Annotated in this window: 20 protein-coding genes; 4 read left to right on the forward strand and 16 right to left on the reverse strand. The window is 37.2% G+C overall.

Translation table 11 applies throughout. The features are described from left to right. Positions 1-366: 366 nt before the first annotated feature. Both I597_RS08000 and I597_RS08005 read right to left on the reverse strand, forming a co-directional pair. Positions 367-795, reverse strand: a complete 429-nt coding sequence (locus I597_RS08000; RefSeq protein WP_035328209.1) for a DUF4268 domain-containing protein — start codon at positions 793-795, stop codon at positions 367-369. A 2-nt stretch (positions 796-797) separates the two neighbouring features. Beyond that, entirely contained in the window at positions 798-1,466 is a 669-nt protein-coding gene (locus I597_RS08005) for a ZIP family metal transporter (RefSeq protein ID WP_035328211.1), read from the reverse strand. Positions 1,467-1,548: 82 nt separating this feature from the next. Between I597_RS08005 and I597_RS08010 the strand changes: the two genes are divergently transcribed. Continuing rightward, a complete protein-coding gene (locus I597_RS08010) occupies positions 1,549-2,697 on the forward strand; it encodes a THUMP domain-containing class I SAM-dependent RNA methyltransferase (RefSeq protein WP_035329099.1) in 1,149 nt (382 codons plus the stop codon). A 33-nt stretch (positions 2,698-2,730) separates the two neighbouring features. Here the strand turns inward: I597_RS08010 and I597_RS08015 are convergent, their stop codons facing one another. From I597_RS08015 to I597_RS08030, 4 genes are all read right to left on the reverse strand, one after another. Beyond that, positions 2,731-3,456 carry a DUF6048 family protein gene (locus tag I597_RS08015; protein WP_035328213.1) on the reverse strand — a complete coding sequence of 242 codons (726 nt, stop codon included), beginning with the start codon at positions 3,454-3,456 and terminating at the stop codon, positions 2,731-2,733. After that, the gene (locus I597_RS08020) at positions 3,419-3,925 is read right to left on the reverse strand and encodes a DUF6452 family protein (RefSeq protein ID WP_035328217.1); all 507 of its coding nucleotides are present in this window, start codon (positions 3,923-3,925) and stop codon (positions 3,419-3,421) included. The genes I597_RS08015 and I597_RS08020 overlap by 38 nt, the downstream gene beginning before the upstream one ends. After that, on the reverse strand, positions 3,925-5,340 hold the full coding sequence (gene rlmD, locus I597_RS08025; protein WP_035328220.1) for a 23S rRNA (uracil(1939)-C(5))-methyltransferase RlmD: 1,416 nt from the start codon (positions 5,338-5,340) through the stop codon (positions 3,925-3,927). The genes I597_RS08020 and rlmD overlap by 1 nt, the downstream gene beginning before the upstream one ends. 167 nt (positions 5,341-5,507) lie before the next feature. Then, the gene (locus I597_RS08030; RefSeq protein WP_035328223.1) at positions 5,508-6,674 is read right to left on the reverse strand and encodes a mechanosensitive ion channel; all 1,167 of its coding nucleotides are present in this window, start codon (positions 6,672-6,674) and stop codon (positions 5,508-5,510) included. Positions 6,675-6,885: 211 nt separating this feature from the next. On the opposite strand from I597_RS08030, the gene rocD reads away from it, so the two are divergent. Next, a complete protein-coding gene (gene rocD, locus I597_RS08035) occupies positions 6,886-8,166 on the forward strand; it encodes an ornithine--oxo-acid transaminase (protein ID WP_035328225.1) in 1,281 nt (426 codons plus the stop codon). Between the two features lie 73 nt (positions 8,167-8,239). Here the strand turns inward: rocD and I597_RS08040 are convergent, their stop codons facing one another. Continuing rightward, positions 8,240-8,575: a CCC motif membrane protein gene (locus tag I597_RS08040; RefSeq protein ID WP_035328227.1), complete on the reverse strand. Its 336-nt coding sequence runs from the start codon at positions 8,573-8,575 to the stop codon at positions 8,240-8,242. A gap of 14 nt (positions 8,576-8,589) precedes the next feature. Then, positions 8,590-8,868: a DUF2752 domain-containing protein gene (locus tag I597_RS08045; RefSeq protein ID WP_035328230.1), complete on the reverse strand. Its 279-nt coding sequence runs from the start codon at positions 8,866-8,868 to the stop codon at positions 8,590-8,592. A gap of 198 nt (positions 8,869-9,066) precedes the next feature. On the opposite strand from I597_RS08045, the gene I597_RS08050 reads away from it, so the two are divergent. Further along, the gene (locus I597_RS08050) at positions 9,067-9,615 is read left to right on the forward strand and encodes a Smr/MutS family protein (protein ID WP_035328232.1); all 549 of its coding nucleotides are present in this window, start codon (positions 9,067-9,069) and stop codon (positions 9,613-9,615) included. Here the strand turns inward: I597_RS08050 and I597_RS08055 are convergent. Continuing rightward, positions 9,605-10,537, reverse strand: a complete 933-nt coding sequence (locus tag I597_RS08055; protein WP_052111974.1) for a hypothetical protein — start codon at positions 10,535-10,537, stop codon at positions 9,605-9,607. The two genes, I597_RS08050 and I597_RS08055, sit on opposite strands and share 11 nt — an antisense overlap. Before the next feature lie 210 nt (positions 10,538-10,747). On the opposite strand from I597_RS08055, the gene I597_RS08060 reads away from it, so the two are divergent. Further along, the gene (locus I597_RS08060; RefSeq protein ID WP_035328234.1) at positions 10,748-11,905 is read left to right on the forward strand and encodes a cysteine desulfurase family protein; all 1,158 of its coding nucleotides are present in this window, start codon (positions 10,748-10,750) and stop codon (positions 11,903-11,905) included. A 1-nt stretch (position 11,906) separates the two neighbouring features. Here I597_RS08060 and I597_RS08065 read toward each other — a convergent pair whose 3' ends face one another. The 7 genes from I597_RS08065 to rplS all read right to left on the reverse strand — a co-directional run bounded on the left by I597_RS08065 (position 11,907) and on the right by rplS (position 23,899). After that, entirely contained in the window at positions 11,907-14,375 is a 2,469-nt protein-coding gene (locus tag I597_RS08065) for a TonB-dependent receptor (protein WP_035328236.1), read from the reverse strand. Continuing rightward, on the reverse strand, positions 14,365-16,074 hold the full coding sequence (locus I597_RS08070; protein WP_035329103.1) for a M23 family metallopeptidase: 1,710 nt from the start codon (positions 16,072-16,074) through the stop codon (positions 14,365-14,367). The genes I597_RS08065 and I597_RS08070 overlap by 11 nt, the downstream gene beginning before the upstream one ends. A 77-nt stretch (positions 16,075-16,151) precedes the next feature. After that, positions 16,152-17,045: a DUF4249 family protein gene (locus tag I597_RS08075; protein WP_035328238.1), complete on the reverse strand. Its 894-nt coding sequence runs from the start codon at positions 17,043-17,045 to the stop codon at positions 16,152-16,154. 6 nt (positions 17,046-17,051) lie between these two features. After that, on the reverse strand, positions 17,052-19,430 hold the full coding sequence (locus tag I597_RS08080) for a TonB-dependent receptor (protein ID WP_035329105.1): 2,379 nt from the start codon (positions 19,428-19,430) through the stop codon (positions 17,052-17,054). 123 nt (positions 19,431-19,553) lie between these two features. Beyond that, on the reverse strand, positions 19,554-21,776 hold the full coding sequence (locus I597_RS08085; protein WP_035328240.1) for an NADP-dependent isocitrate dehydrogenase: 2,223 nt from the start codon (positions 21,774-21,776) through the stop codon (positions 19,554-19,556). Positions 21,777-21,986: 210 nt separating this feature from the next. Further along, positions 21,987-22,946 carry a hypothetical protein gene (locus I597_RS08090; protein ID WP_035328243.1) on the reverse strand — a complete coding sequence of 320 codons (960 nt, stop codon included), beginning with the start codon at positions 22,944-22,946 and terminating at the stop codon, positions 21,987-21,989. Positions 22,947-23,548: 602 nt separating this feature from the next. After that, positions 23,549-23,899: a 50S ribosomal protein L19 gene (gene rplS, locus I597_RS08095; RefSeq protein ID WP_035328245.1), complete on the reverse strand. Its 351-nt coding sequence runs from the start codon at positions 23,897-23,899 to the stop codon at positions 23,549-23,551. Between the last annotated feature and the right edge of the window lie 205 nt (positions 23,900-24,104).

Raw genomic sequence — 24,104 nt, forward strand, 5'->3', positions numbered from 1 at the left:
TGAGTAATGTAGGGGCGGCCTTATTATCTATTCCTTCTTTACGGTTATAAAATACAGATATCTTTGTGCGGGAGTGATGGGTGTATATATTGGAGCGATCTAAATTTAATGCTGTATTAAATCGAGCATTATCTTTTATAGTTTATAAATCTCAAATTAGTTGTTTACCATTCTTATGTATCCTGTACTACATAGAGTTATAGGTCGCTTATAGAGCTATCCAAACGATATAAATATTAGAATGTTTGTAACCAGCTGCTATGAAGGAGAAGCGCTACTAAAGAATTATTTATTAAGAGATATCAATATACTCACTCTGAATTCTAATCTTAAAAGTATAGGGTATATATGCGACTGAAATTACAACTAGTCTTTTATAAAGTCTTGATATTCTAGATAGAATAGCTCCAGTTTTGACATATACTCATATAAAAAGTCAAAAACTTTTGGCCAGTCATTTTTATTATTGATTTTCACTCCTTCAAGTCTTATGTAAACTCTAGAGATGACCTTTCCACTATCAAGAAGATATTCATCATCAAAAATAAGATTAGGAGACACTTCTTCCAGTAGTAAAGATTTTAGACTTAGAAGTTTTTCGTAATAGTATGCCTTATCAATTTCGTCATTAGATTCAGAATCTATAGCCACCAAGGCATAGCCATTAGTAAAATCAAATTTTAAGGTTACGTCTTTTAATCCTGTGTTATAAAGTAGCCATTTACGGGGATATCTTTTTGCAAAGAAAATCCAAAACTGCTTCCGTACTTTTTTAGCTTCTTCTTTAGAGTACATAACTATAAGAAATATGCGATAATTATACCTATTAAAATTACACCAAGTTTTGTTGCGTTAAACTGATGATTTTTTGAAGATTCAAAAAGTATGGTTGTTGACACGTGTAATAAGACTCCTACCACTAAGGCATTTACTTCGCTACTGTAAGTCTCCAGAAGTGATGACTGTGTCTTTAAGAATGCTCCTAGCGGTGTCATACAAGCAAATATGATTAGAAAAATGCTTGTTTGTATGGTAGACATTTTTGAGTTTAATAAAAAAGCAGATAAAATAACTGCAATGGGAATTTTATGAACTATAACTCCATATAGTAAATCTTGATTTTCGGCAAGTGGGAAACCCTCTATAAGAGAGTGTAAGCAAAGACTTATAAATAATAATATAGGAAACGTTCCTTCATCTTTATGGTGAACGTGACCGTGCTCTGCCCCTTTAGACCCAAATTCTAAGATGATCTGAATAAGTAAGCCTAGCATTATAAAAATCCCAATGTTAGAATTATTACTACTGTATACTTCAGGCAAAAATTCAAATATGACTACTGAAAGTAAAAAAGCTCCACTAAAAGAAAGTAAAAGCTTAATCCCATTATTTACAGCTGGCTTAAAAATAACTGCAAATGTGAGTCCTATTAAGACGGCTATGATGGGAAGAATAATTGCAAGCAAATGGAATGTAATTTTGGGTCGTTAAGGCGGTAAAATTAACGTATTTTTGCGGCATATGAGTAAGAGTAGTGAAAACTTTAAGATGGTGGCCAAAACGTTTTTTGGCTTTGAAAAAATTCTAGCAGAAGAGCTTAGAAACTTAGGCGCTGGTAATGTAGAAATAGGGACGCGTAATGTCTCTTTTGAAGGTGATAAGGGGTTTATGTACAAAGCAAATTTGTGCTGTCGTACCGCTATTAAAATTTTAAAACCCATTGCCGAGTTTAGGGTGATGAATGAGGATGATCTCTATAGACGTATGCAACGCATAAACTGGAGGAAATATCTAGATGTAAAGAAGACCTTTGCGATTAATGCAACTGTAAGCGGTACTACATTTACACACTCGCAGTATGTCGCCTTTAAAACTAAAGATGCTATTGTAGACAAATTTAGAAAAGAAGAAAACGTACGTCCTAGTGTTGATACTAAGCATCCAGATCTTAGACTCAACGTTCATATACAAGACAACTGGTGTACATTGTCACTAGATAGTAGTGGGGCATCATTACACCACCGTGGTTACAGAACTGCGACAAACATAGCACCTATTAACGAGGCACTGGCTGCGGGCTTAATTATAATGAGTGGCTGGCACGGTCAGTCAGATTTTCTTGATCCTATGTGTGGGTCTGGTACAATGTGTATAGAGGCTGCAATGATAGCCTGTAATGTGCCTGCCAACTTAAATAGAAAAGAATTTGCTTTCGAAAAATGGGGAGATTGGGATGTAGACCTGTATGAACTCATTGAGGCATCTGCTCTTAAACGTGTTAAAGATTTTAGATACACGATTACTGGTTATGATAAAGCACCATCTGCCGTAGAGAAGGCTCGCGAAAATGTAAAAAACGCCCAGCTTTCAGATTTTATCACCATCAGTGAGAAGAACTTTTTTGAAACTAAAAAACAAGGTAATGACTTCTTACAAATGGTGTTTAACCCACCTTATGGTGAGCGTTTACCTATAGAGATGGAAGCGTTTTACAAAGCGATAGGTGATACACTTAAAGGTGGTTATCCTGGATCTCACGCCTGGATGATTACTTCTAATATGGAGTCGCTTAAGCACGTGGGGCTAAGACCTAGTAGAAAAATCAAGTGTTTTAATGGTAGTTTAGAAAGTCGTCTGGTTAAATATGAGATGTACGAGGGAAGTAAGAAGGCTAAGTACCAAGATGATAATGAATAGTTGTACGCTTTCGCGAAAGCGTAATTAACCCTGTTATTTTTTGAAAATAGGGATGAGATATGAAAGTGTATATCCATAACCCACACCTACCGTAGAGTCTTCCGTAACTTTACCGAAGCCTGGAATATAAAGATTTGCATATCCATCTGGATCTTTTGTTGTGATAGATCTCTTAATCTGAACATTAACACCTAGGTAGATATTACTGAAAAGTTCTACTTCTAAACCTAATTTAAGCTCTAGCCAAGTAGCATTGAGTCCAGAAAAATCTTGAGAGTCTACTCTTGTATCATCACCAAAAAGGGGATTTGTAGTGTATATGGTATAGCTGTCTAGCTCTTGACTAAAACTAGAGAAACCAGCACGTACACCTGCATAGATTAGGTTATTCATTCCAAACCAGTTCTCATAAGCATTGTAATTAAAACCGGCTTTTACGTAACTACCTTTTGTAGTATTCTCAATATTGGGTAGATCTGTTACTTTGGTTTCGTTACCTAACTCTGCGGCTAGATAGTAGTTTTTCTTTATTCTAAAATCGCCTACTACTTCAAAGCCTGTGTAGTTGTCATCAAGAAAAGATCGTACAGGTTTTGATAAATCTATACCTACTCTGAGGCCGTAGTAATCTGTAGGGTCTTTTGTTACTGTGTCAATTGCTATAGCTTCTTCTCCTATATCTTGAGCACTAACACCAGCAGATATAATTGTAAAAAGTAGGCTAGTGAAAAATACTAATGTGTGCTTCAACTTGATCATTTACCGTTGGGTTTTCTATTATAATATTCTGTATCCAAGAGCCATCATCTTGAGGAACTAGTTCTGCCAGTAACTCGTCATATATCACTCTAAAGCCGCAAGCCTTGCTTACATACTCCTCATCGCGTATATAGGTAAACACTAGGTCATCTACATTTATAGGCTCGTCATCTTCTTCTTGAGAGTTTATTATAAATGAGTAGGTTGTAACATCTTCTATAGTGCGTAGAGGGATAGCAATACTGTCTGTGCCTGCACTCACTGTAAAGCCTGTATCTTCTGGAATAGATCCTTCTGCTATGATAGCAAGATTATTAGGAGCTTTTGAGTCTGAAGGGCTGTCTGCATCGTAAAACTTTATAATAAGCAGTGGGGTAGTGGGTGTAGTCTCTGCACAAATGTCATCACGCTCGCAGGCGCTTTGCCCAAAGCATATAATGAGTAACAGTATATAAAAGAATTTTTTCATTATGATCTTTTCTCTAAAAGTACAACATTCTCTACGTGATGAGTTTGAGGAAACATATCTACAGGTTGTACCTTAGTTACCTTATACACGTCATCTAGTAACGCAAGATCTCTTGCTTGTGTTGCACTATTACAGCTTACATATACAATTTTTTGAGGTGAGATATTTAATATCTGGTCTACAACGTCTTTGTGCATACCATCCCTAGGTGGATCTGTTATTATAATATCTGGCTCACCGTGTGTGGCAATAAACTCTGAGTTAAAAACCTTCTTCATATCTCCTACAAAGAACTCAGCATTTTCTATACCATTGAGTTTTGCATTTTCCTTTGCAGCAGTGATAGCATCTGGTACAGCCTCTACACCTATCACTTTTTTAGCTTTTTTTGCAACAAACTGTGCGATAGTTCCTGTACCTGTATATAAGTCATATACAAGCTCATTACCTGTAAGACCAGCAAAGTCTCTTGTGATTTTATATAACTCGTATGCTTGCTCTGAGTTAGTCTGGTAAAAGGACTTAGCATTGATTTTAAACCTAAGGCCTTCCATCTCTTCAAAGATGTGATCACGCCCTGCATAACAAATTACCTCCTGATCATAAATGGTGTCATTGCCCTTACCATTAATTACATATAGTAAAGATGTAACCTCTGTAAAGGTGTCTTTTATGTAGTTGAGAAGTAGTTCTCTTTTCTGTACATCTTCCTTATAAAACTGTACGAGTACCATAAGCTCTCCAGTAGTAGAGGTGCGTATCATAAGCGTGCGTAAAAGCCCTTCTTGATTTCTGGCATTGTAAAAAGCCATATCATTTGCGGTAGCAAATTCTTTTATACCATTACGTATAGTATTACTAGGGTCGCGCTGTAGGTGACATTTTTCAATATCAAGTATCTTATCCCACATACCTGCAATATGAAAACCAAGGGCGTTGCGATCTTCTATCACCTCGCCACTTTTTATTTGCTCTAGTGTGAGCCATTTTGAGTCAGAAAATCCAAACTCCATTTTATTTCTATAGAAGTACTGCTCTTTGCTTCCGGCAATAGGAGTAACTTCTGGTAATTCAATTTTTCCTAGGCGGGTTAGATTATTTACTACCTCTTGCTGTTTGTACTCAAGCTGGTACTTATAATCCATATGCTGCCACTTGCAACCACCACAAAACTCAAAGTGCTGGCATTGTGGTTCTGTACGCTTTCGCGAAAGCGTAACCACCTCTGTTGCAGTACCCTCATAGTAGGCTTTACGTTTTTTTGTAGTCTGTACGTGTACCACATCTCCTGGTACAGCGTTGTTTATAAATAACACCTTACCATCTGGTGCGTGACCTATGGCTTTACCTTTTGCGCCGGCATCTGTTACGGCTATATTTTCAAAAATCTTACGATTAGTTTTACGTCTACCCATAGTGGCAAAAGTAGGATTTATATTAAAGCTATTTTCCGAAAATTATAAGAGATTATTAATAGTTTGTAAAGTATGACGCTTCTTGTGTTTTGTAATCACTACAGCATAAAAAAAGGCTACTATAAAAATATAGTAGCCTAATTATTGAGGGAATTATTTATGAGGTGTTAGTCCACCTTATTGTTAAATTTATGTAAGATTTTTTTCATTTGCTCACCTGCAGCTTCTCTACCTCCTAGACCAAAGCTCAGTACTACCGTAAGTGCAATAGTACCAAGTGTAAGACCAAAGGCAAGGTTGATAATCTCATCTGCGATGCCCATTGTGCTTAAGCCTATGGCAAGGAAGATTGCGATAATAGCCATACGAACGATAGAGGCTAAGAAAGCGTTTTCTTTGGCAGCCATATTTTTATATACGATACCTGCAATCAAGTTACCAATCACTAGAATGACAAGGCCAAATAATATTTTACCACCATATACATTTATCGTTGCAAAGATTTCTGAAAGTTGTTTGAACTCTAACTTTTCTATAGCCGTAGTGATACCAAAAAGGAGGATAAAAAAGTATACAATGTTACCTATAAGGTTTACCACATTTGTGTTACCCGTCATTTTATCAAGTTGCATTTTTTGAAGCGTAGCATTCATATTCATCCCGTTAAGAAGATCTTTTACAAGACCACTTAAGAAACGAGCACCTATTGTAAAGGCAAGAAGGATTATTGCTGCAACAGCTATTTTTGGTATAGCAGCCATAAAGCTAGATAGCATTGTAGTTGCCGGTATAGAGATAGAGTCCATCTCTAGTATATTAAGTGCTACAATAAGTAATGGTATAAATACAAAAATGAAAACTACCTTCTTAAGGATGTTTACAACATCAATTTTAGTAGAGATTTTTAATTTAGGCAGTGATTTACGTATGGTGTCTCCAGACATTCCTACAAACTCTGCAACGATTGTTGCCAGCATATACCCTATGTATGTTACAAGACCAGCACCTACTATACGAGGTATGAAGCCTAGAAAATCATCTAGCATATTTTTAAGTGGGTCTAGGGCAGAGGTAAGACCTAAACGACCTAGCACAAGTGTAAAAACAAATATCATTACAAGTAAGTAAACTAGTTTTGATATAAATTTTGATAAAGTGATGGTGTCACTTTTTAATTTCTCATCAAGACCACTCTTTTTAATGATCTTTGCAGTTAATTTTTTGAGTAGCTTTGCTATAAATATACCTACTATAAGAAGTAGTATAGCTACAAGTGCGTTGATTAAGTAATCACCACTACTTAAGTTTCTTAGTAAATCGTTGAGATAGTCCATTTTGATTAATTATTTTAGTTTACTCAAATGTACTTCGATTACTTAGGGTGCTATTTTATTTCTAGAAGCATCAAGGCGTTAAAGATGAAATGCATATAAAACACGACATAATACACAGTTGTACTATGTTTTATGAGGTTGATTTCTCTCCTCTGACATAATTGTTAAGAATTAGGAATTGTAAATTATAGAATAAAAAAACTTACACATTATGGCCACTGTTGATCAACTTACATCACAACAGGCAATCGCTCTGGAAGACAAGTACGGAGCACACAACTACCACCCGCTTCCAGTTGTACTTTCAAAGGGAGAAGGCGTTTACGTCTGGGACGTAGAAGGAAAAAAATACTTTGATTTTTTATCTGCATATTCGGCAGTAAATCAAGGTCATTGTCATCCTAAAATTGTAGGAGCAATGACAAGTCAAGCACAAACACTTACACTTACGTCAAGAGCATTCTATAACGATATGCTAGGCAAGTTTGAGAAGTATGCTACAGAGACTTTTAACTATGACAAGCTCTTACCTATGAACACAGGTGCAGAGGCAGTAGAGACAGCTCTTAAGCTTTGTAGAAAGTGGGCTTATGAGGTAAAAGGGATAGACGAGAACGAGGCAGAGATTATAGTATGTGAGAACAACTTTCACGGGAGAACTACCACCATCATCTCATTTTCTAACGACCCTGTGGCTCGTAAAAACTTTGGTCCTTACACAAAAGGATTTATTAAAATAGAGTATGATAATCTTAAAGCCCTAGAAGAAGCATTTAACAGCAGTTCTAATATAGCAGGTTTTCTAGTAGAGCCTATACAAGGAGAAGCAGGTGTATATGTACCTAGTGAGGGTTACCTAGCAGCGGCAAAAGAACTGTGTAAAAAACATAATGTACTTTTCATAGCAGACGAGGTGCAGACAGGTATAGCAAGAACAGGACGTTTACTTGCTACCTGTGGTAACTGCGATTGTGTAGATAAGCACTGTTCTGGTACACCAGAGGTAAAAGCAGATATCTTAATACTAGGTAAAGCCTTATCTGGAGGTGCATATCCAGTATCTGTAGTACTAGCAAATGATGATATTATGGGTGTAATAAAGCCTGGTAATCACGGTAGTACCTTTGGAGGAAATCCGGTTGCAGCGGCTATTGGTATTGCAGCACTTGAGGTTATTAAAGATGAAGAGCTTGCAGATAATGCACAAGAGCTAGGTGAACTCTTTAGAGCAGAGCTTGCAAAATTTATTGAGACCAGCTCTATTGTAAATGGTGTACGTGGTAAAGGATTACTTAACGCTATCCTTATTAACGATACAGAAGATAGCTCTACTGCGTGGGATATTTGTATCGCTTTACGTGATAATGGATTACTAGCAAAACCTACACACGGTAATATCATACGTTTTGCACCACCGCTTGTAATGACTAAAGAGCAATTACTAGAGTGTGTTGCGATTATTACAAAAACGCTTAAGCAATTTGAGAAGTAATAACTCTTAATGATATAAAGTAAAAAAGCCGCTTCAGTAATGAAGCGGCTTTTTATATAATTAGGATTTCTTATTAGTAAGAACCTCCCATTTGCTCTAGTTGCTGTTGTTGCCATTCTTCCATTCCAGCATATCCTCCAAAGGCGATTAACATACCTATAAAAGCTAATACCATTAAGGCACCTAGTACAAGACCTATGATAGCAATGATTCTTGCTGTTTTTAACTGGCCATAGTTTTCATAAAGCTCTGGATCTTCGGCGGCTGTTTTCTTGTCTTTGTTTGCTAGAAATAATGCAATACCAGAAAGCACTACTCCCCCAAAACCTGATGTAAAACAGCAAGCTATAAAAGAGATAATCCCTAGTACAAGAGATATCGTTACATTAGGTAATTTTTGTTTTTCCATTGTTGAGTGGTTAATTAGTTAGTTGTCATTTTTATAATGTAGCTCACGATAATCGTAGCGACCGTTAATATAGCTAAAATTATGATACTCTTATTAGCATATTTAAAACTAATAAATTGATTAAGTATGAGAAGTGAAAATAATAACACAAGCGGATAAATAGCGGGATACATAAAAAACGCTTCTACAAACTCACCTCTTAGTATCAAAGCAATAGATCGCTGTATGCCGCACCCCATACACTCAAAACCGAGGTATTTTTTATTCATACAGGGTAGCATATATTCTTCCATTGCAGTATTTTCTTTAAAATGGCATTGTAACCATTTACAATAGTCTCAAATTTAATAACAAAAAGAGAGCATAAGGTTTAATCTGTTATAAAATCTTTCAAATTTATACTATAAATACTCCCATAGTTATGATGAAACACTTAATTAGTTTTTCCTTACAATGCTTATTTTTACCTATAAGTTTAATACTTCTTTGTTATGGTAAAAGGAACACGGGTACAAGCACTAGATGACGATTTTGAAGGTCTGGTAGTAGAGACGGTAGATGGGGAGATACTTGTAGAAGATAGTGATGGGTTTATTTTACGATTTCGCGAAAGCGAACTCATACCCATTATAGATGATAGACTTAACAGCGATCTTGCTTATGTACCAGATAGTGTAATCTCTGAAAAAGAGCAGCCTAAAAGACGACAAGCCCCAAAAGTCTCTGCAAAAGAGCGCAATGCTCCTATGTTTGAGGTAGATCTACACATTAATAAACTTGTAAAATCTAAGCGCGGTATGAGCAATTATGAGATACTCACCCTACAGCTTGATACAGCAAGAGGTCAACTAGATTTTGCCATACGAAAGCGCATCCCAAAAATGGTTTTTATACACGGAGTAGGCGAGGGCGTACTGCGAGAGGAGCTCTATACTTTACTACGTAGGTATGACGGTATTAAGTTTTATGATGCAGATTTTCAAAAATACGGGGCAGGAGCAACCGAGGTCTACCTGTACCAAAACGCCACTACTCGATAAAATCTGGCTTTTCTGTTATCACAACGTCTGGTGATGTATATAGACCAAAATTTTGAGTAGACTCATCACGTTGCTCATCCTGATTTGCAGGATTTACATACACAAGTAACCTTGTAAATATAGAAATCTGAAAGTCTGTAATCACATACTCGTTATCACGATACTCATCTACAATAGTTTCTACTGCAATAAGAGGATTTAAGTAATCATCTGTAGTGGGCTCATCAGGATTTGAGTTATCATTTGCTGGGTTGAGATCCATATTTGCATCTTCGTTGCGTGTGAGCACTCCATCACCATCATCATCTGGATCAAGGTAATCAGGTATACTATCGCCATCTGAATCTCTAGAGAGCATTGTATCTATGGCCGTACCATCTTCATTAAGAACCACACCTTCTAGTGCGGTAGGTACATTATCACCATCATCATCAGAGTCCAAAATGTCTGGTATGCCATCTTCATCAGTATCCTTAAGGTCTGCAGTGCCCGCTACTCCTTCTGGGTCTTCTATCTCAGAAGCTATACCATCTTGATCAGTTTCGGTCCCTGCTCTTGTAATGAGCACTTCTCCCTCTGTACTTATAAACTCCTCTGCCACTACTGGCGTAGCAGGAGGTATAAGACTACAAAAGTAATCGCTGGTTACTGCCTCGTCAAAACGTCTGTATGAAACTTGGTCATCACCAGAGAGTGTTATGTCATCAAGTTCATCTGTTCCTCCAAAAATATCTTGAGTGGTTGAAAACTGTAGTGCTAGCGTCTCGTTAGTACTCGTGTTAATTTTATAAAACACATACTCGCTATCTGTACAAAGTTCTAGCTCAAGATCATCAAAATCTATCTCTGTGACTATAAGATCACCATCGTCACACGAGGTAGCGATAAAAGAAAGGATAACTAAGGCTAGAAGCTTTTTCATATAAATTATGTTTATGACAAAAATAGGGTAAAGAGATGTAATTACGCTTTCGCGAAAAAAGTTATTTAAACAGCATTAACACCCTGCACTTACTAGTTACAATGTGCCCTATCGGTACAACCTTGCTCATCATATAGAAACGCTAAAGTGTAAGAGCTGTCGGGATATTTTAGTTATTTTTGTAGACTAATCCCCTAAGGAATAACGTTTATGTCTCAGGTTTATTTTGATAATGCTGCAACCACTCAAATACGTCAAGAAGTATTAGAACGTATGATGGAGGTTATGAGAGAGGTGCCTGGTAATCCATCTTCTACACACGCCGTAGGTCGCACGGCAAAAAGTCACGTAGAAAGCGCACGTAAAACCATTGCAAAGATTCTTAATGTTACTGCGGGAGAGATTATTTTTACATCTGGTGGTACAGAGGCAGATAATCTTGTCATAAATAGTGCTGCTCGAGACTTAGGAGTACAACGCATTATTACCTCACGTATAGAACATCACGCAGTATTACACGCCGCAGAAGAAGCGGCAAAAACCTATAACATTTTACTAGAGTACGTTCCCTTAAAAGGTTGTGGCACTCCAGACGAAAAAAAGCTAGAAGAAATGCTCGCTTCAAGTGATGTAAAAACATTGGTAAGCCTTATGCACGTTAATAACGAGGTAGGTAATATGATAGACATAAAAGCAATTGCGACTATGTGTAAATCATATGGAGCGCTTGTACACTCAGATATGGTGCAAAGCATTGGCCATTATGCTATAGACCTTCAGGAGGTTCCTGTAGATTTTGTGGCGGCTGCTGGACATAAATTTCACGGTCCAAAAGGTGTAGGATTTGCATTTATAAGAAAAAATAGTGGTCTTAAACCACTTATCTTTGGTGGTTCACAAGAGCGTGGTTTACGAGCTGGTACAGAGGGTGTACATAATATTGCAGGACTTGAGACAGCAATGCAATGTGCGTATACTCATCTTGAAGAAGAGAGTAATTATGTGAAGGAGCTAAAAACCTATTTCGCCGAAAGGCTTAAAAAAGAAATTCCTAGTGTAAAACTTAATGGAAATTGTAGCAATCCAGAAAAAAGCACATACACCTTACTTAACGTATGCTTACCTATTGCTGCAGAAAAGGCACTATTGCTTCTTTTTCAACTAGATATGAAAGGTATTGCTTGCTCTAAAGGAAGCGCTTGCCAGAGTGGGAGTGATAAGGGCTCTCACGTACTTCAAGAAATCTTATCTGAAGATGATCTTAAAAAACCTAGCGTGCGTTTTTCTTTCTCAAAGTATAATACTAAAGAGGAGGTAGACTACGTGATAAGTGTTCTTAAAGAGTTTCTAGAAGGTGTACCTGCGTAGTCTAGAACTTAGCAGATACTCGTATATTAAAAACTCTAGGAGATAAAAAGTTAGGAATTGCAAACTGCTGTTGTGTGCTGGCGTCTCTTACAAAGGTGTTTGTAATCGAGTTCTGTCTATCAAATATGTTATAGATTTCAAAACCAGCCGTAAGATCCTTGAAGACGTGCAGCCAGTGACCCTTTGGGAATGGTTTTGATGCATCTGTAAAGACATAGTTTATACCTGCATCTGCTCTAAAATAGTCTCTCAGCCTAGGTAATTCTGAAAACACATAAGGATCTGCATAACTAGGTGATCCTCCTGGTAGGCCTGTCTGGTATACCATATTAATGTAAAGTTTCAAACTAGGAATATTAGGCGCATAGTCTTGAAATAGAAAAGCAACCTTTAGTCGTTGATCTGTAGGTCTAGGGATATACCCTTGGTTATCTATGTTTTCTTCTGTGCGTAGCACACCTAGACTTATCCAGCTTTGTGTGCCTGGTACAAACTCACCATTTAGTCTTGTATCTATACCATAAGCTCTTGCTGTGGCATTATTTGTAGCTCTGTAACGTATGCGTACATTTTCTAAGGTATATGGATTTACATCTGTAAGACCTTTATAATATGCTTCTGTCACTAGTTTAAAAGGACGTTCCCAAAGATTAAAACTCCAGTCGTGACCAGCTACAAGATGAAAAGACTTTTGTGCTTTTACATCTGGTCGTACCTGTCCCAGTGAGTCTCTCAACTCTCTATATAAAGGAGGTTGTGCATAGAGACCTCCAGATAATCTAAAAATCATATCTGAGTTGCCACCAGGTTTTAAACTAAGTTGTGCTCTCGGGCTTACTACGGTTTGTGTTGTACTCTCAATGTTATCTCCACTTACCGTCCACTGTTGTGCTCGTACTCCAGCATTTATCCAGAGCTCGTTATTTCCTATCTCGGTACGTTTGCTGTATTGTCCGTAAGCAGAGAGTCTATTAATCTGCACATTATTACGGGCACGTATGTTTGTAAAGGGCTCAAGAGGCGCATCAAATGCCGCATAAGGTTGCTCATTTGTGAAATCTCCTATAGGTGGTCTTATAGAAAATCCAGCAGAGTCTATAACCTCATATTCTTCTAGTCTATCACGTATATCTTCACGAGTATATTTTATACCCCAATCTATCTGGTCTGTATCTTTTAGATACGTTCCTTTATGCTCTACATTTATAAAAAGTGCGTCTAGATCATTACGAGCGTGTGTGAGTTGTGAGCCTATACCTTGTGTAAACTCTACATCACCTAGGTCTTCATCACCTATGTTAGTATTAGGTCTTCCTAAACGATAGTCTGCAAAAATATCAAAGTACTCTTGCTCTTGTGTGTGATATGCAGATCCTAAAACTTTGAGTGTGGTATGCTCATTAAGTTGGTAAGTACCTTTTAAGGCTCCAAAGTAAGTCTCATACTTATCTTCTTCTTGTCCTTCATAAAAAACAATGAGCGCTAGTGGGTCAGCAAGGCTACCAAAATTGGTTTGCCTTGTAAGTGGCTCATAGTCATACTTATTTATGGTTATGTTTCCTAAAAAGTCTAGTTGAAATTTATTTGTAAACTTATATGTAAGTAATGACTGAGCGTCAAAAAAACGTGGTTTAAAGTTAGTTTCTGTTTGTTTTGCATTTACTAGAAGGCTATTATCGCGGTATCGTACACCTGCAAGTGCTGTAAATCTCCCATCTTTAGAAATTCCTTCACCAGAAATACTACCGCCTAGAAGACTAGCATCTATACTGGCTGCAAAGTCTGTAGGTCTTCTGTAAGTAATGTCAAGCACAGAAGATAGCTTGTCTCCATATTTTGCTTGAAAGCCTCCAGCACTAAATGCCACATTTTGAACCAGATCACTGTTTACAAAACTCAACCCTTCTTGCTGTCCAGAGCGTACTAAAAATGGACGGTAAACTTCTATCTCATTAATGTATACTAGGTTCTCGTCAAAGTTGCCACCTCGCACAGCATATTGAGTACTTAGCTCATTGTTATTACTCACTCCTGGTAATGACTTGAGAAGATTTTCTACTCCGGCATTTGCACCCGGTGTCTTGCGTATAGTCTCTGGAGCTATAGTAGTTACACCCTCTACACGCTGCCTAGTAGTAGCCGTAATAATAACAGTACCTAGTTGTTCAATATCGGTTTTTAATACTGGGTTAAACTCAATATCGGCGTTTGCTTTAAGGTTGAAGGTTTGTGTTATCTTTTTAAAACCTACATAGGTATAAGATATTGCGATGTCTTCATTTGCAGGAATCACTATCACATAAAAACCATTATCATTTGTAACAGTACCATCTCCCATAAACGCAACCGAAGCTCCCGGTACAGGTGTGTTTTTATCATCTAGTATGATGCCTCTTATAGTTGCCGTTTGGGCAAGACCTAGAGTTGTAAAACATAAAAGTAGGATGAGTAGGAGGTAGTTATTTTTCAATGGATGGTTTTCTAAAGAATGTAGTTTCAAATGTAGTACTATTTCCCACATTATCAGTCACGATAAGTTTGAGTTCGTTCTTAGTATCTGTAACGGCATTATCGTTAAAATCGTGTGTAAGTGTTTTGGTTTTTGGCTCATACTCAAGTAAGATAAACTTACCATTTACAGTAGCACGGTATCCCTTTATACCACTTGCCAGGTCTTTTATCTCAAATTTAAGGTAGCGATATTTTGACATCCATTTACCTTTTGTAAAATTGCTCGCCTTTACCACCGGCGGGTCTGTGTCTTTTGCAATTGTATATTCTCCTAGGGTACGTGTGTTAATTTGTAGTTTATTATCCTTAATACGAGTGTTGCTGTAATACACATCACCTTTGTAGTTTATTCTACCTAGATATAACTTATCGCGATCTGCATCATTATAACCAGATAGGTCATATGAGATACTTATGTTTTTATGTACAGGTAGTACATCCTTGTGTAAAGTGAGTTTGTCACCCTCTGCTTTGAGATTTAAAGAGTAGTCATCATAAAATGCTCCTTTAGGAATATATACCTCAAATTTTCCTTCATTAAAATTGTATCCTTGGTCACTATATACAAAGTCTTTACCCTCTGTATTTGTTCTTGGTGAGCTTAGGCTATCTTTTTTACCACTTATAGGTATGTTTATGGTCACTTCGTTGTGAGCATAATCTTTTACTTTAATTTGGTATTGGTAAGCAAGACTATCTTCTATTGTGAGTATACCGTTATCAACCTGCTTAGTGTATATACTAAGCGGATTGTTTCTCTCTATAAACAATTTCTGTACGCGCTTTCTTTTGTCTTTATATAACCCATAATCTATCATTCGGTTGAGATACCTTGTTTCGGCAAAGGAGAATTTATCCATTTTTACCTCAAAATTAGTCTCACCATTTATAGAGGTCGTGATGGTATAGATACCATTCTTATTATTTGCTAGGTCTTGCTGGTCTATGGTACCTATCGCAAAACCTATAGCTCCTATGGCCTTTATATTTTCTGCTTGGTAACTCCCGTCTGCCTTTTGAGTGAGGCGCACATCTATAGCTTCGGTTCCTTTATTGATGGTTGATTGATCACCTATAGGGTATGCACGTAAGTGATTTATAGTAGGCTTTCTAGTGTCTTTTGCAGTAAGTCCAAATAAGAAAGGATTCATAGGTCTTGCATTACCATCACGTATTTCAAAATGTAGGTGAGGGCCGCCACTACTTCCTGTGTTACCGCTATATGCAAGTATCTCTCCTTGATCTATGGTGAGCTCTCCTTTTTTAGGAAATAGCTCAATTTCATAAGACTGTTTTTTGTATTGTGCTCGTTTTATATAAGCTTCTACCTCTGGACAAAATTTCTGTAAGTGTCCATACACGGTGGTATAACCATTAGGGTGAGCCACATAAATAGCTTTCCCATAACCGTAGTGAGATATTTTTATGCGTGTGATACTACCTTCGGCAGCTGCATAAACGGGTAAGCCAGTTCTGCGCTGTGTTTTTAAATCAAGCCCACTATGAAAATGGTTGCTACGTAGCTCTCCAAAACTTCCAGCAAGTACAAGCTCGCCATCTAGCGGATTTACAAAGTAATTTTCAGGAATTTCATTTTGAGAATATATTAATCCAGTTATCAGGACTAGCGCAAATGATAATAGCAATCTTTTAGACATAGGTACTAAAGTAAGTAATAGCTTTGTATAATTAAAAATGACGGTGGTGATAAGTCCGCTTTCGCGAAAGCGCAACACTATTCCTCAATAACTAAGCTCGCCGAAAACTCTTGCGATAATGAGAAATACCCTAGAATAAACGCATCTGGTCTGTTTAAATTATCAAACTGATCTATATTATCTATGTCAGTAATATTAAGAAAATTACCTCTTACCGTGGCAGTAGGTGTCTGGAAGGGACCGTTTTCTCCTTGCTGACTTTGTTCTAGAAGTCCATTCATATAGTCATAAAACTGCTCATCTGCCCCTAGAATGCTTATATCTATAGTGTCTCCAGGGTTGAGAGGAGTATCATCTGAGTCATAAAAATAGGAGAACTCAAATTGTTGCCCCTGGTAAAAGCGGTCTTCTGTAGGGAGATATTCATTAAAGTCTAGATCTATCACATAATAGTTATCATCATCTGGAATATCTGTAAAGGCGATAGTAACCTCCTTATCATCTGGGTCAAAAAGCTCACCATCGCCTTGCTCTACCGTATCTATAGGTACAGAGGGAGCGAAGGTTGTTCTAGCAAAATAGTCTTGATCTTGATACGTTACAAATATTAAGTACTCAGAATCACTAGTGAGCCAGCTTGTTACTATTTTGTTATCTGCTACGGGAGAGACTGTGGTAGCAAAGGGTCTGTAAACACCAGGTTCACCTGGTACAGCCTCATAGGGTACAAAACCAGACTCGTCTGCTTTTTGAATAAACATACTTTCTACTTCTGCCGGTTGTATCTCACCAAAAAACGATGAAGATAGGGAGACTTTAATGTTTGCCGCTGTTAATTGCTGCGTAGTATCTATTCGTATAAGGGCATCTACAATAAGGCGAGGATCTTCATCATTAAGATCTACATCTATTACATCTTCACACGATGTAAATACTAGTAGTAATGCTATAAGGAGTGTTATATATCTCATCTCTTACTAAAATTTAAAATTATAGGTAACCGCAGGAATGATTCCAAAAATGGCTGTTCTTACTGCCTCGTTATTACCAGTGTCTGCGTTTTGTCTAAAGTTTATAGAGGCGGCATTTCGACGGTTATAGGCATTATAAATACTAAAAACCCACTCTGACTGCCACGATCTGTTCTTATTTTTTTCTGGGGTAAGTGTCGCGCTTAAGTCTAGTCTATGGTAATTAGGTAATCGTTGCTCGTTACGAGGACCGTAAGTAGGGATAACTATACCTTGAAACTCAAATTGACCCACAGGGAAGTTAGTAGGCTGTCCAGTTTGGAATAAAAAGTTACTACCAAATTTCCACTTGTCATTAAGCTCATAATTGAGATTCATAGAGATGTCGTGAGTTTTATTATAAGGCGTGTTATACCACTGTCCGCGGTTTATGCCTAGCTCCTCTGGTGTTCTTCCTGGTGTGCGTTGTTCAGATTTTGATAAGGTATAAGCTAGAAAACCTTTAAATTTTCCATCATTTTTACGTAGTAAAAACTCAAGACCATAGGCTCTAGCCTCACCTTGTAAAATAACTTGCTCTATGGCTTCATTTGCAATAAGCTGGGCTCCATCTATGTAGTCTATACGGCCATCTATGTCTTTATAAAAAGCTTCGGTTTCTATAGTGTACTCGCTGTTTCCTATCTCAAGATTTTTAAAATAACCTATGGCATATTGATCTAGTTGTTGTGGTGCTGCATACTGGCCACTGGGTGTCCAGATGTCAAGCGGAGTAGGGGAGCTTGTGTTAGATAATAAATGTAAATATTGTACTAGTCTCGTGTAACTCGCTTTAATTGATGTATCGTCATTAAAAGCATAAGAAGCTGCAATTCGAGGTTCAAGCGCATTATAAGTAGCGAGTTTATCTCCTCGTGAAAAAGAGGTATCTACTCCTATAGGGTCTTCGCTTTGATATATAAGCAAGAAAGGATCAAAAGATACTGGCTGGTCATTACTGTAAATATTAACCTCGTCTTGTCCTAATCTCGTAAAATTACTAAAACGTAAACCATACTCCACTGTCAGGTTTTGCGATAATTTATGTTCTACGTCTACATATGCAGCAAACTCATTTGCATATTTCTTAACCAGTTGCTCTTCTATAATTCCAGAGTCTGGACCATTAGGTTGAATTTTACCAGGATTAAAAGTATAGTATAAGTTATTAATACCTGAGTAGATTTTCATCTTGTCGTTAAGGTAGTGGGTAAGATCATATTTGATATTTATATTATTAATACCAGAGTTCCACTCAAAGCCTACAAAGTCTAGATCAAGCCCGTAGTAGTAATCGCTATAAATAAGAGAGGCGTTTGAAAATAGCTTGTCACTAAAAATGTGATTCCATCTTAAATTACCTACCGCATTACCATATACATTTTTAAAACTATCGCTTACGCTAAAAAGGTCTCGACCAAAATAACCAGATAGATACAAGCTATTGTTATCATTAATTTTGTAATTAATCTTTGTATTAAGGTCGTAGAAATATGCTTTATTATCTATATCAAATAGTGGTAAAAATAAATGTGCATAAGAGGCTCTACCGCCAAAAAGGAAAGCCGCTTTATCCTCTACAATAGGTCCTTCTACCAGCAGTCTACTTGCCACAGCTCCTATACCTCCGGTAACTTTTGTTTTCTTGCTGTTACCTTCCTTTTGATAAATATCTAGAACCGAAGATACCCGTCCACCATATCTAGCTGGTATACCTCCTTTATATAGTTTCAAATCCTTAATAGCATCTGGGTTAAAAACCGAAAAGAAACCAAAGAGGTGTGAGGAGTTAAAAATAGTAGCCTCGTCTAGAAGAATTAAGTTTTGATCTGCAGCGCCACCTCGTACATTAAATCCAGAAGCTCCCTCACCAGCACTCGTTACGCCTGGTAGCAACAATATAGCCTTTATAACGTCTGCCTCTCCTAGTACAACTGGAATACTTTTTATAGTCTCAGAGGTTAGTGCATTTACACTCATTTGTGGTTTACGTATTCTCACACGTTCTACTTTCTCTTCTATGACAATCTCATCGAGTTGCTCTAGTGATGTAGAGAGGGCTATATTTTTACGTATATCTTTGTTGAGCTCTATAGTTTCTATTACATCTTTATAGCCTAAGTAGCTCACCTGTACTTTATAAGTACCCTCAGGCAAGGTGATAGAGTAAAAGCCATAAGAGTTAGTCACAACTCCATCATTAAGCTCAGGAAATAAGATACTTACTCCTATCAAGGTTTCATTACTTGATACATCTGTAATGGTACCGCTCAACGTATATTTTTCTTGAGAGAATAAGGGTTGTAACGACCCTAAAAATATCAGTACGTATAAAATATTTTTCATTGTAAAGATTTGAAGTAAAGCTAGTGACAAAATACCGATAAACTTGTTAAAAATAAAAAGCCTCTTCATTTTTGAAGAGGCTTTTGTGGATGATGATTACGCTTTCGCGAAAGCGTAAAAACCTTAATCTATAATCCCGTTAAAAGTAGCGCTTGGTCGCATTGCTGCAAATGTTTTATCACTACTCACACTGTAGTAACCCTCTATATCTTGAGGACTTCCTTGTGCTGCATTAAGCTCATTTATAATAGTATGCTCATTTTCTTCCATTGCTTTTGCAATAGGGGCAAACTCTGCGGCTAGATCTGCATTTTTAGTTTGGCTAGCTAGTCCTTGTGCCCAGTATAATGCAAGGTAGAAGTGACTACCACGGTTATCTAACTCGTTTACTTTACGAGAAGGTGATTTTCTGTTTTCTAAAAACTTGATAGTCGCCTCGTCTAGTGTATCTGCAAGTATTTGTGCTCTCTCATTACCCTTAGTAGTAGCCACGTGCTCTAGTGACACCGCTAGTGCAAGAAATTCTCCAAGAGAATCCCAACGCAGGTGACCTTCTTCTAGAAACTGCTGTATGTGCTTAGGCGCAGATCCTCCAGCACCTGTTTCAAAAAGTCCACCGCCATTCATAAGTGGCACAATAGATAACATTTTTGCACTGGTCCCTACTTCAAGTATTGGGAAAAGGTCTGTATTGTAATCACGCAGTACGTTTCCAGTTACTGAGATAGTGTCTTGACCATTTTTAATACGCTCAAGTGAGAAACGTGTCGCTAGTACAGGAGACATAATCTGTATATCTAGTCCCTCTGTATCGTGATCTTTAAGATAAAGATTTACCTTTTTAATAAGCTCTGCATCGTGTGCACGCTCACTGTCTAGCCAGAATATAGCTGGAGATCCAGTTGCTCTCGCACGACTTACAGCAAGTTTTACCCAGTCACGTATTGGTGCATCCTTTACTTGACACATTCTCCAGATATCACCTTCGTTTACCGCGTGTTCTGTAAGAACGTTACCTGCATTGTCTACCGTACGTACTGTTCCTGCAGCAGGTATTTCAAAAGTCTTATCGTGAGACCCATATTCTTCGGCTTTTTGAGCCATAAGACCTACATTAGGTACTGTACCCATAGTAGTAGGGTCAAAGGCACCGTGCTTTTTACAAAACTCTATAGTTTCTTGAAAAACACCTGCATAGCTACTATCTGGTATAACTGCCTTAGTATCTTGTTGCTTTCCTTGTGCATTCCACATTTGTCCAGAAGCGCGTATCATAGCTGGCATAGATGCATCTATAATTACATCACTTGGTACGTGTAGGTTTGTTATTCCTTTATCTGAGTTTACCATAGCTAGGTCTGGACGAGCATCATAACAAGCCTGTATAGCCGCCTTGATTTCTTCTCTTTCAGATGCTGGTAATTCCTCTATTTTGGCAAGTAAATCTCCAAAACCATTATTTACATCTACCCCTATTTTATCAAGAGTAGCACCATACTTTTCAAATACTGGGGCAAAAAATACTTTTACTGCGTGACCAAATATTTTTGGATCAGAAACCTTCATCATTGTTGCCTTCATATGCAGAGAGAATAAAAGATCTTTCTCCTTTGCATCTGCAACTTGAGTTTCTAAAAAGTTTATAAGCGCTTGTTTCTCCATAAGAGAAGCATCTATAATCTCTTCTGCAAGAACCGGAGTCTCAGCTTTAAGTACCGTTACTTTACCTGCAGCATCTACGTGTTCTATACGTATGTTACCTGCCTCTTTTATTGTAACAGACTTTTCGTTGTTTCTAAAGTCTCCGTGAGACATCGTCGCTACGTGAGACTGTGAGTCTGCACTCCAAGCACCCATACTGTGCGGGTTATTGCGAGCATATTGCTTAACTGGCTTAGGTGCACGTCTGTCTGAGTTACCCTCACGTAGTACTGGGTTTACAGCACTACCTAGTACTTTTGCAAATCTTGCACGTATAGATTTTTCTTCATCTGTTGTAGGCTCTTCCGGAAAATCTGGAATTGCATATCCATCACTCTGTAATTCTTTTATAGCCGCTGTAAGCTGTGGTATAGAAGCAGAGATATTAGGAAGCTTTATAATATTTGCTTCTGGTTTTTTTGCAAGTTCTCCTAGTGCTGCAAGCGCATCTTCCTGTCTTTGATCTTCTGTAAGATATTCAGAAAAGTTTGCTATGATACGACCAGCCAGAGAGATATCCACTAGCTCCATCTCAATATCAGAAGATTTTGTAAAGCGCTTTACGATAGGGAGGAATGAATGTGTTGCAAGCATAGGAGCTTCATCCGTAAGTGTATATTTAATGGTGGTTTTATCTGTCGCCATTCAGGAGTTTTTTTATTTAATAAATCAGTTGAAATTTACTTGCTGAGCAAGCCTAGCAAATATAGTAATTTGTAAGGCATTTTTCCACCTAAAATCACGTCTAACTTAAGTCATCTTTTCTGTTAAACTCAACCTAATTATTTATGTTTATCTATCACAAAACTCGCTGTGCTTCTTATTTGATATTTTGACAATATGTCTGTATTACAATTATTGTTTTGTAAGTCTAAAAGTGGAAGGAGTTACAGGCCAACCACAAAATCCGTCATTACCTTCAAATCCTTCAATAAAACGTAAATCAAATACCGTGTCGTCTATTTCATCTACTGTGCCGTTTAAATCATTAGATGGACCTAATAGCACTTGATGGTCAGCTTCTACACGTCCAGAACAGACTATAGCTGAGCGAATGTATCGAGTCATTATTGCTTGATCACAAGCTATAGTAAACTCAACTTCAGATAGTATAAATATACCATTAAACGCTTGTTGCGTGTCTCTAAATATTTCAAAATGACGAACATTAGGTCGTGATCTTTCAAGAGTAAATTGATTTGGAGTTATAAAAGTAGGACCATCAAATCCATTTACTACACTGCTATAGTCATAAACTCCTGTAAACTTATCATTATCGATGCCTTCTACAACATATATATCATAGCTGAATGGAGAGTTTATTGAGCCTGGGTAACGTATAATAGGACCTATGCTGTTGTCGTGATTAAAGGCCAGTCCATTGGTAAGATCCAGCGTCAAGTCTATAACAAATTTATCAGTACAAGATATTTCATCGATAGTAAGGTTAGTGTTTTCAAGAAGCTCTTGGGTTGTTATTGTTAGTTCTGTGACTGGGTAACCTCGTTCATCTTGTGTAAAATCTGATGCGCTAAGTGTTTTAAAGAGCACTGAAGATGTGCTATTGTCTCCATTTTGAGATGTTCGATCTACAAATGATAGAAAGACGTCTACACGGTCAAGTAATTCTCCCTCGTTTCCATCTTGCATCTCAAGGACGTAAGAAATAGGTGTAGTAGGTGATTGTACATCATATACTGAGTTATTAATTGCGCGGGTACTTAGCACAGCTCCGTTTCTTACGTTATCTAAGACATAATTAATTGCGTTGTCTGGTTCTTCACAAGATGTAAAAACCAATAGTGATCCTATCACTCATAGGTGTATTATTTTCATAATTGATTGATGTTTAGTTAGTTTAAATATCGTGGGAAATGTTAAAATAATAGTACTATCCGATAAAAGTTTCCACAGGTTTTGAGAAGTGTAGCGTTCATTTATATAAAAACAAAAGCCATATCCCTGTACAAAGTACGTTGATATGGCTTTTTAGAAATTGCTTTACCGGTAAACCCTTGAAGTTTTATTACAGTGTTTTAATGACTGTAACCGTTCAATTTCTGCTGGAATAGTGTTGTTTTTCAATGTAAAACAAACTATCTCAGGGATGTTGCGTTACTTAAGATTATTCAAAAAGTAGGTCATTTACACTATCTACTTCTCTAGCTTGTGCAGCGGGTCTTATTAGTAACAGCAACTTAACTAAAATAATACGGTAATACTATTATAGTTTTCTGGATGGTTAAAATCGTCTAGTGGATTAGAACTATATAAATGTAGTAATAGTTTTGATTAGTTGGTTTAAAATGTAATGATTTAATTTTCAACCTGTTATTAACTTGAGTTCTTAACTTTTGTTCATAAAAAAAAGCTTCACTATAAAAGTGAAGCTTTTTGAATAAAATTGTCCAGTAAGACTATCCGCGTCTTTCTTTGATACGAGCTTTCTTACCTGTAAGACCTCTAAAGTAGAAGATACGCGCACGACGTACAATACCTCTTTTGTTTACTTCAATCTTCTGGATAGCTGGAAGGTTAAGCGGGAATACACGCTCTACACCTACAGTACCAGACATCTTACGAATTGTAAAAGTCTGAGTTCTACCAGTACCTCTTAATTGTAATACAACTCCTCTAAAGAACTGTGTTCTACTTTTTTCACCTTCCTTAATTTCATAGTACACAGTGATAGTATCACCTGCTGCAAAGGTTGGGAAATCATTTTTTGGGATGAATTCGTCTTGTACGAATTTTACTAAATCTTCCATTTTTATGGATTTTAAAGTGGTTTTACGTTAGGGCAACATTCACGATCATCGTCAGAGGTTAGCCTAAACGGGTGCAATTTTACTTGCGGTTTTAAATTGTTCAAAGTGCGTCTTAATTTTATTTTTTACGCTTTCGCGAAAGCAATATTAAGCAACATTTTAAATAACAAAAAGAACCCCCATAGTCCTATAGAAGTTCTTAGTA

Origin of the sequence: Dokdonia donghaensis DSW-1, assembly GCF_001653755.1 — a bacterium.
In the GTDB taxonomy this organism is placed as follows: domain Bacteria; phylum Bacteroidota; class Bacteroidia; order Flavobacteriales; family Flavobacteriaceae; genus Dokdonia; species Dokdonia donghaensis.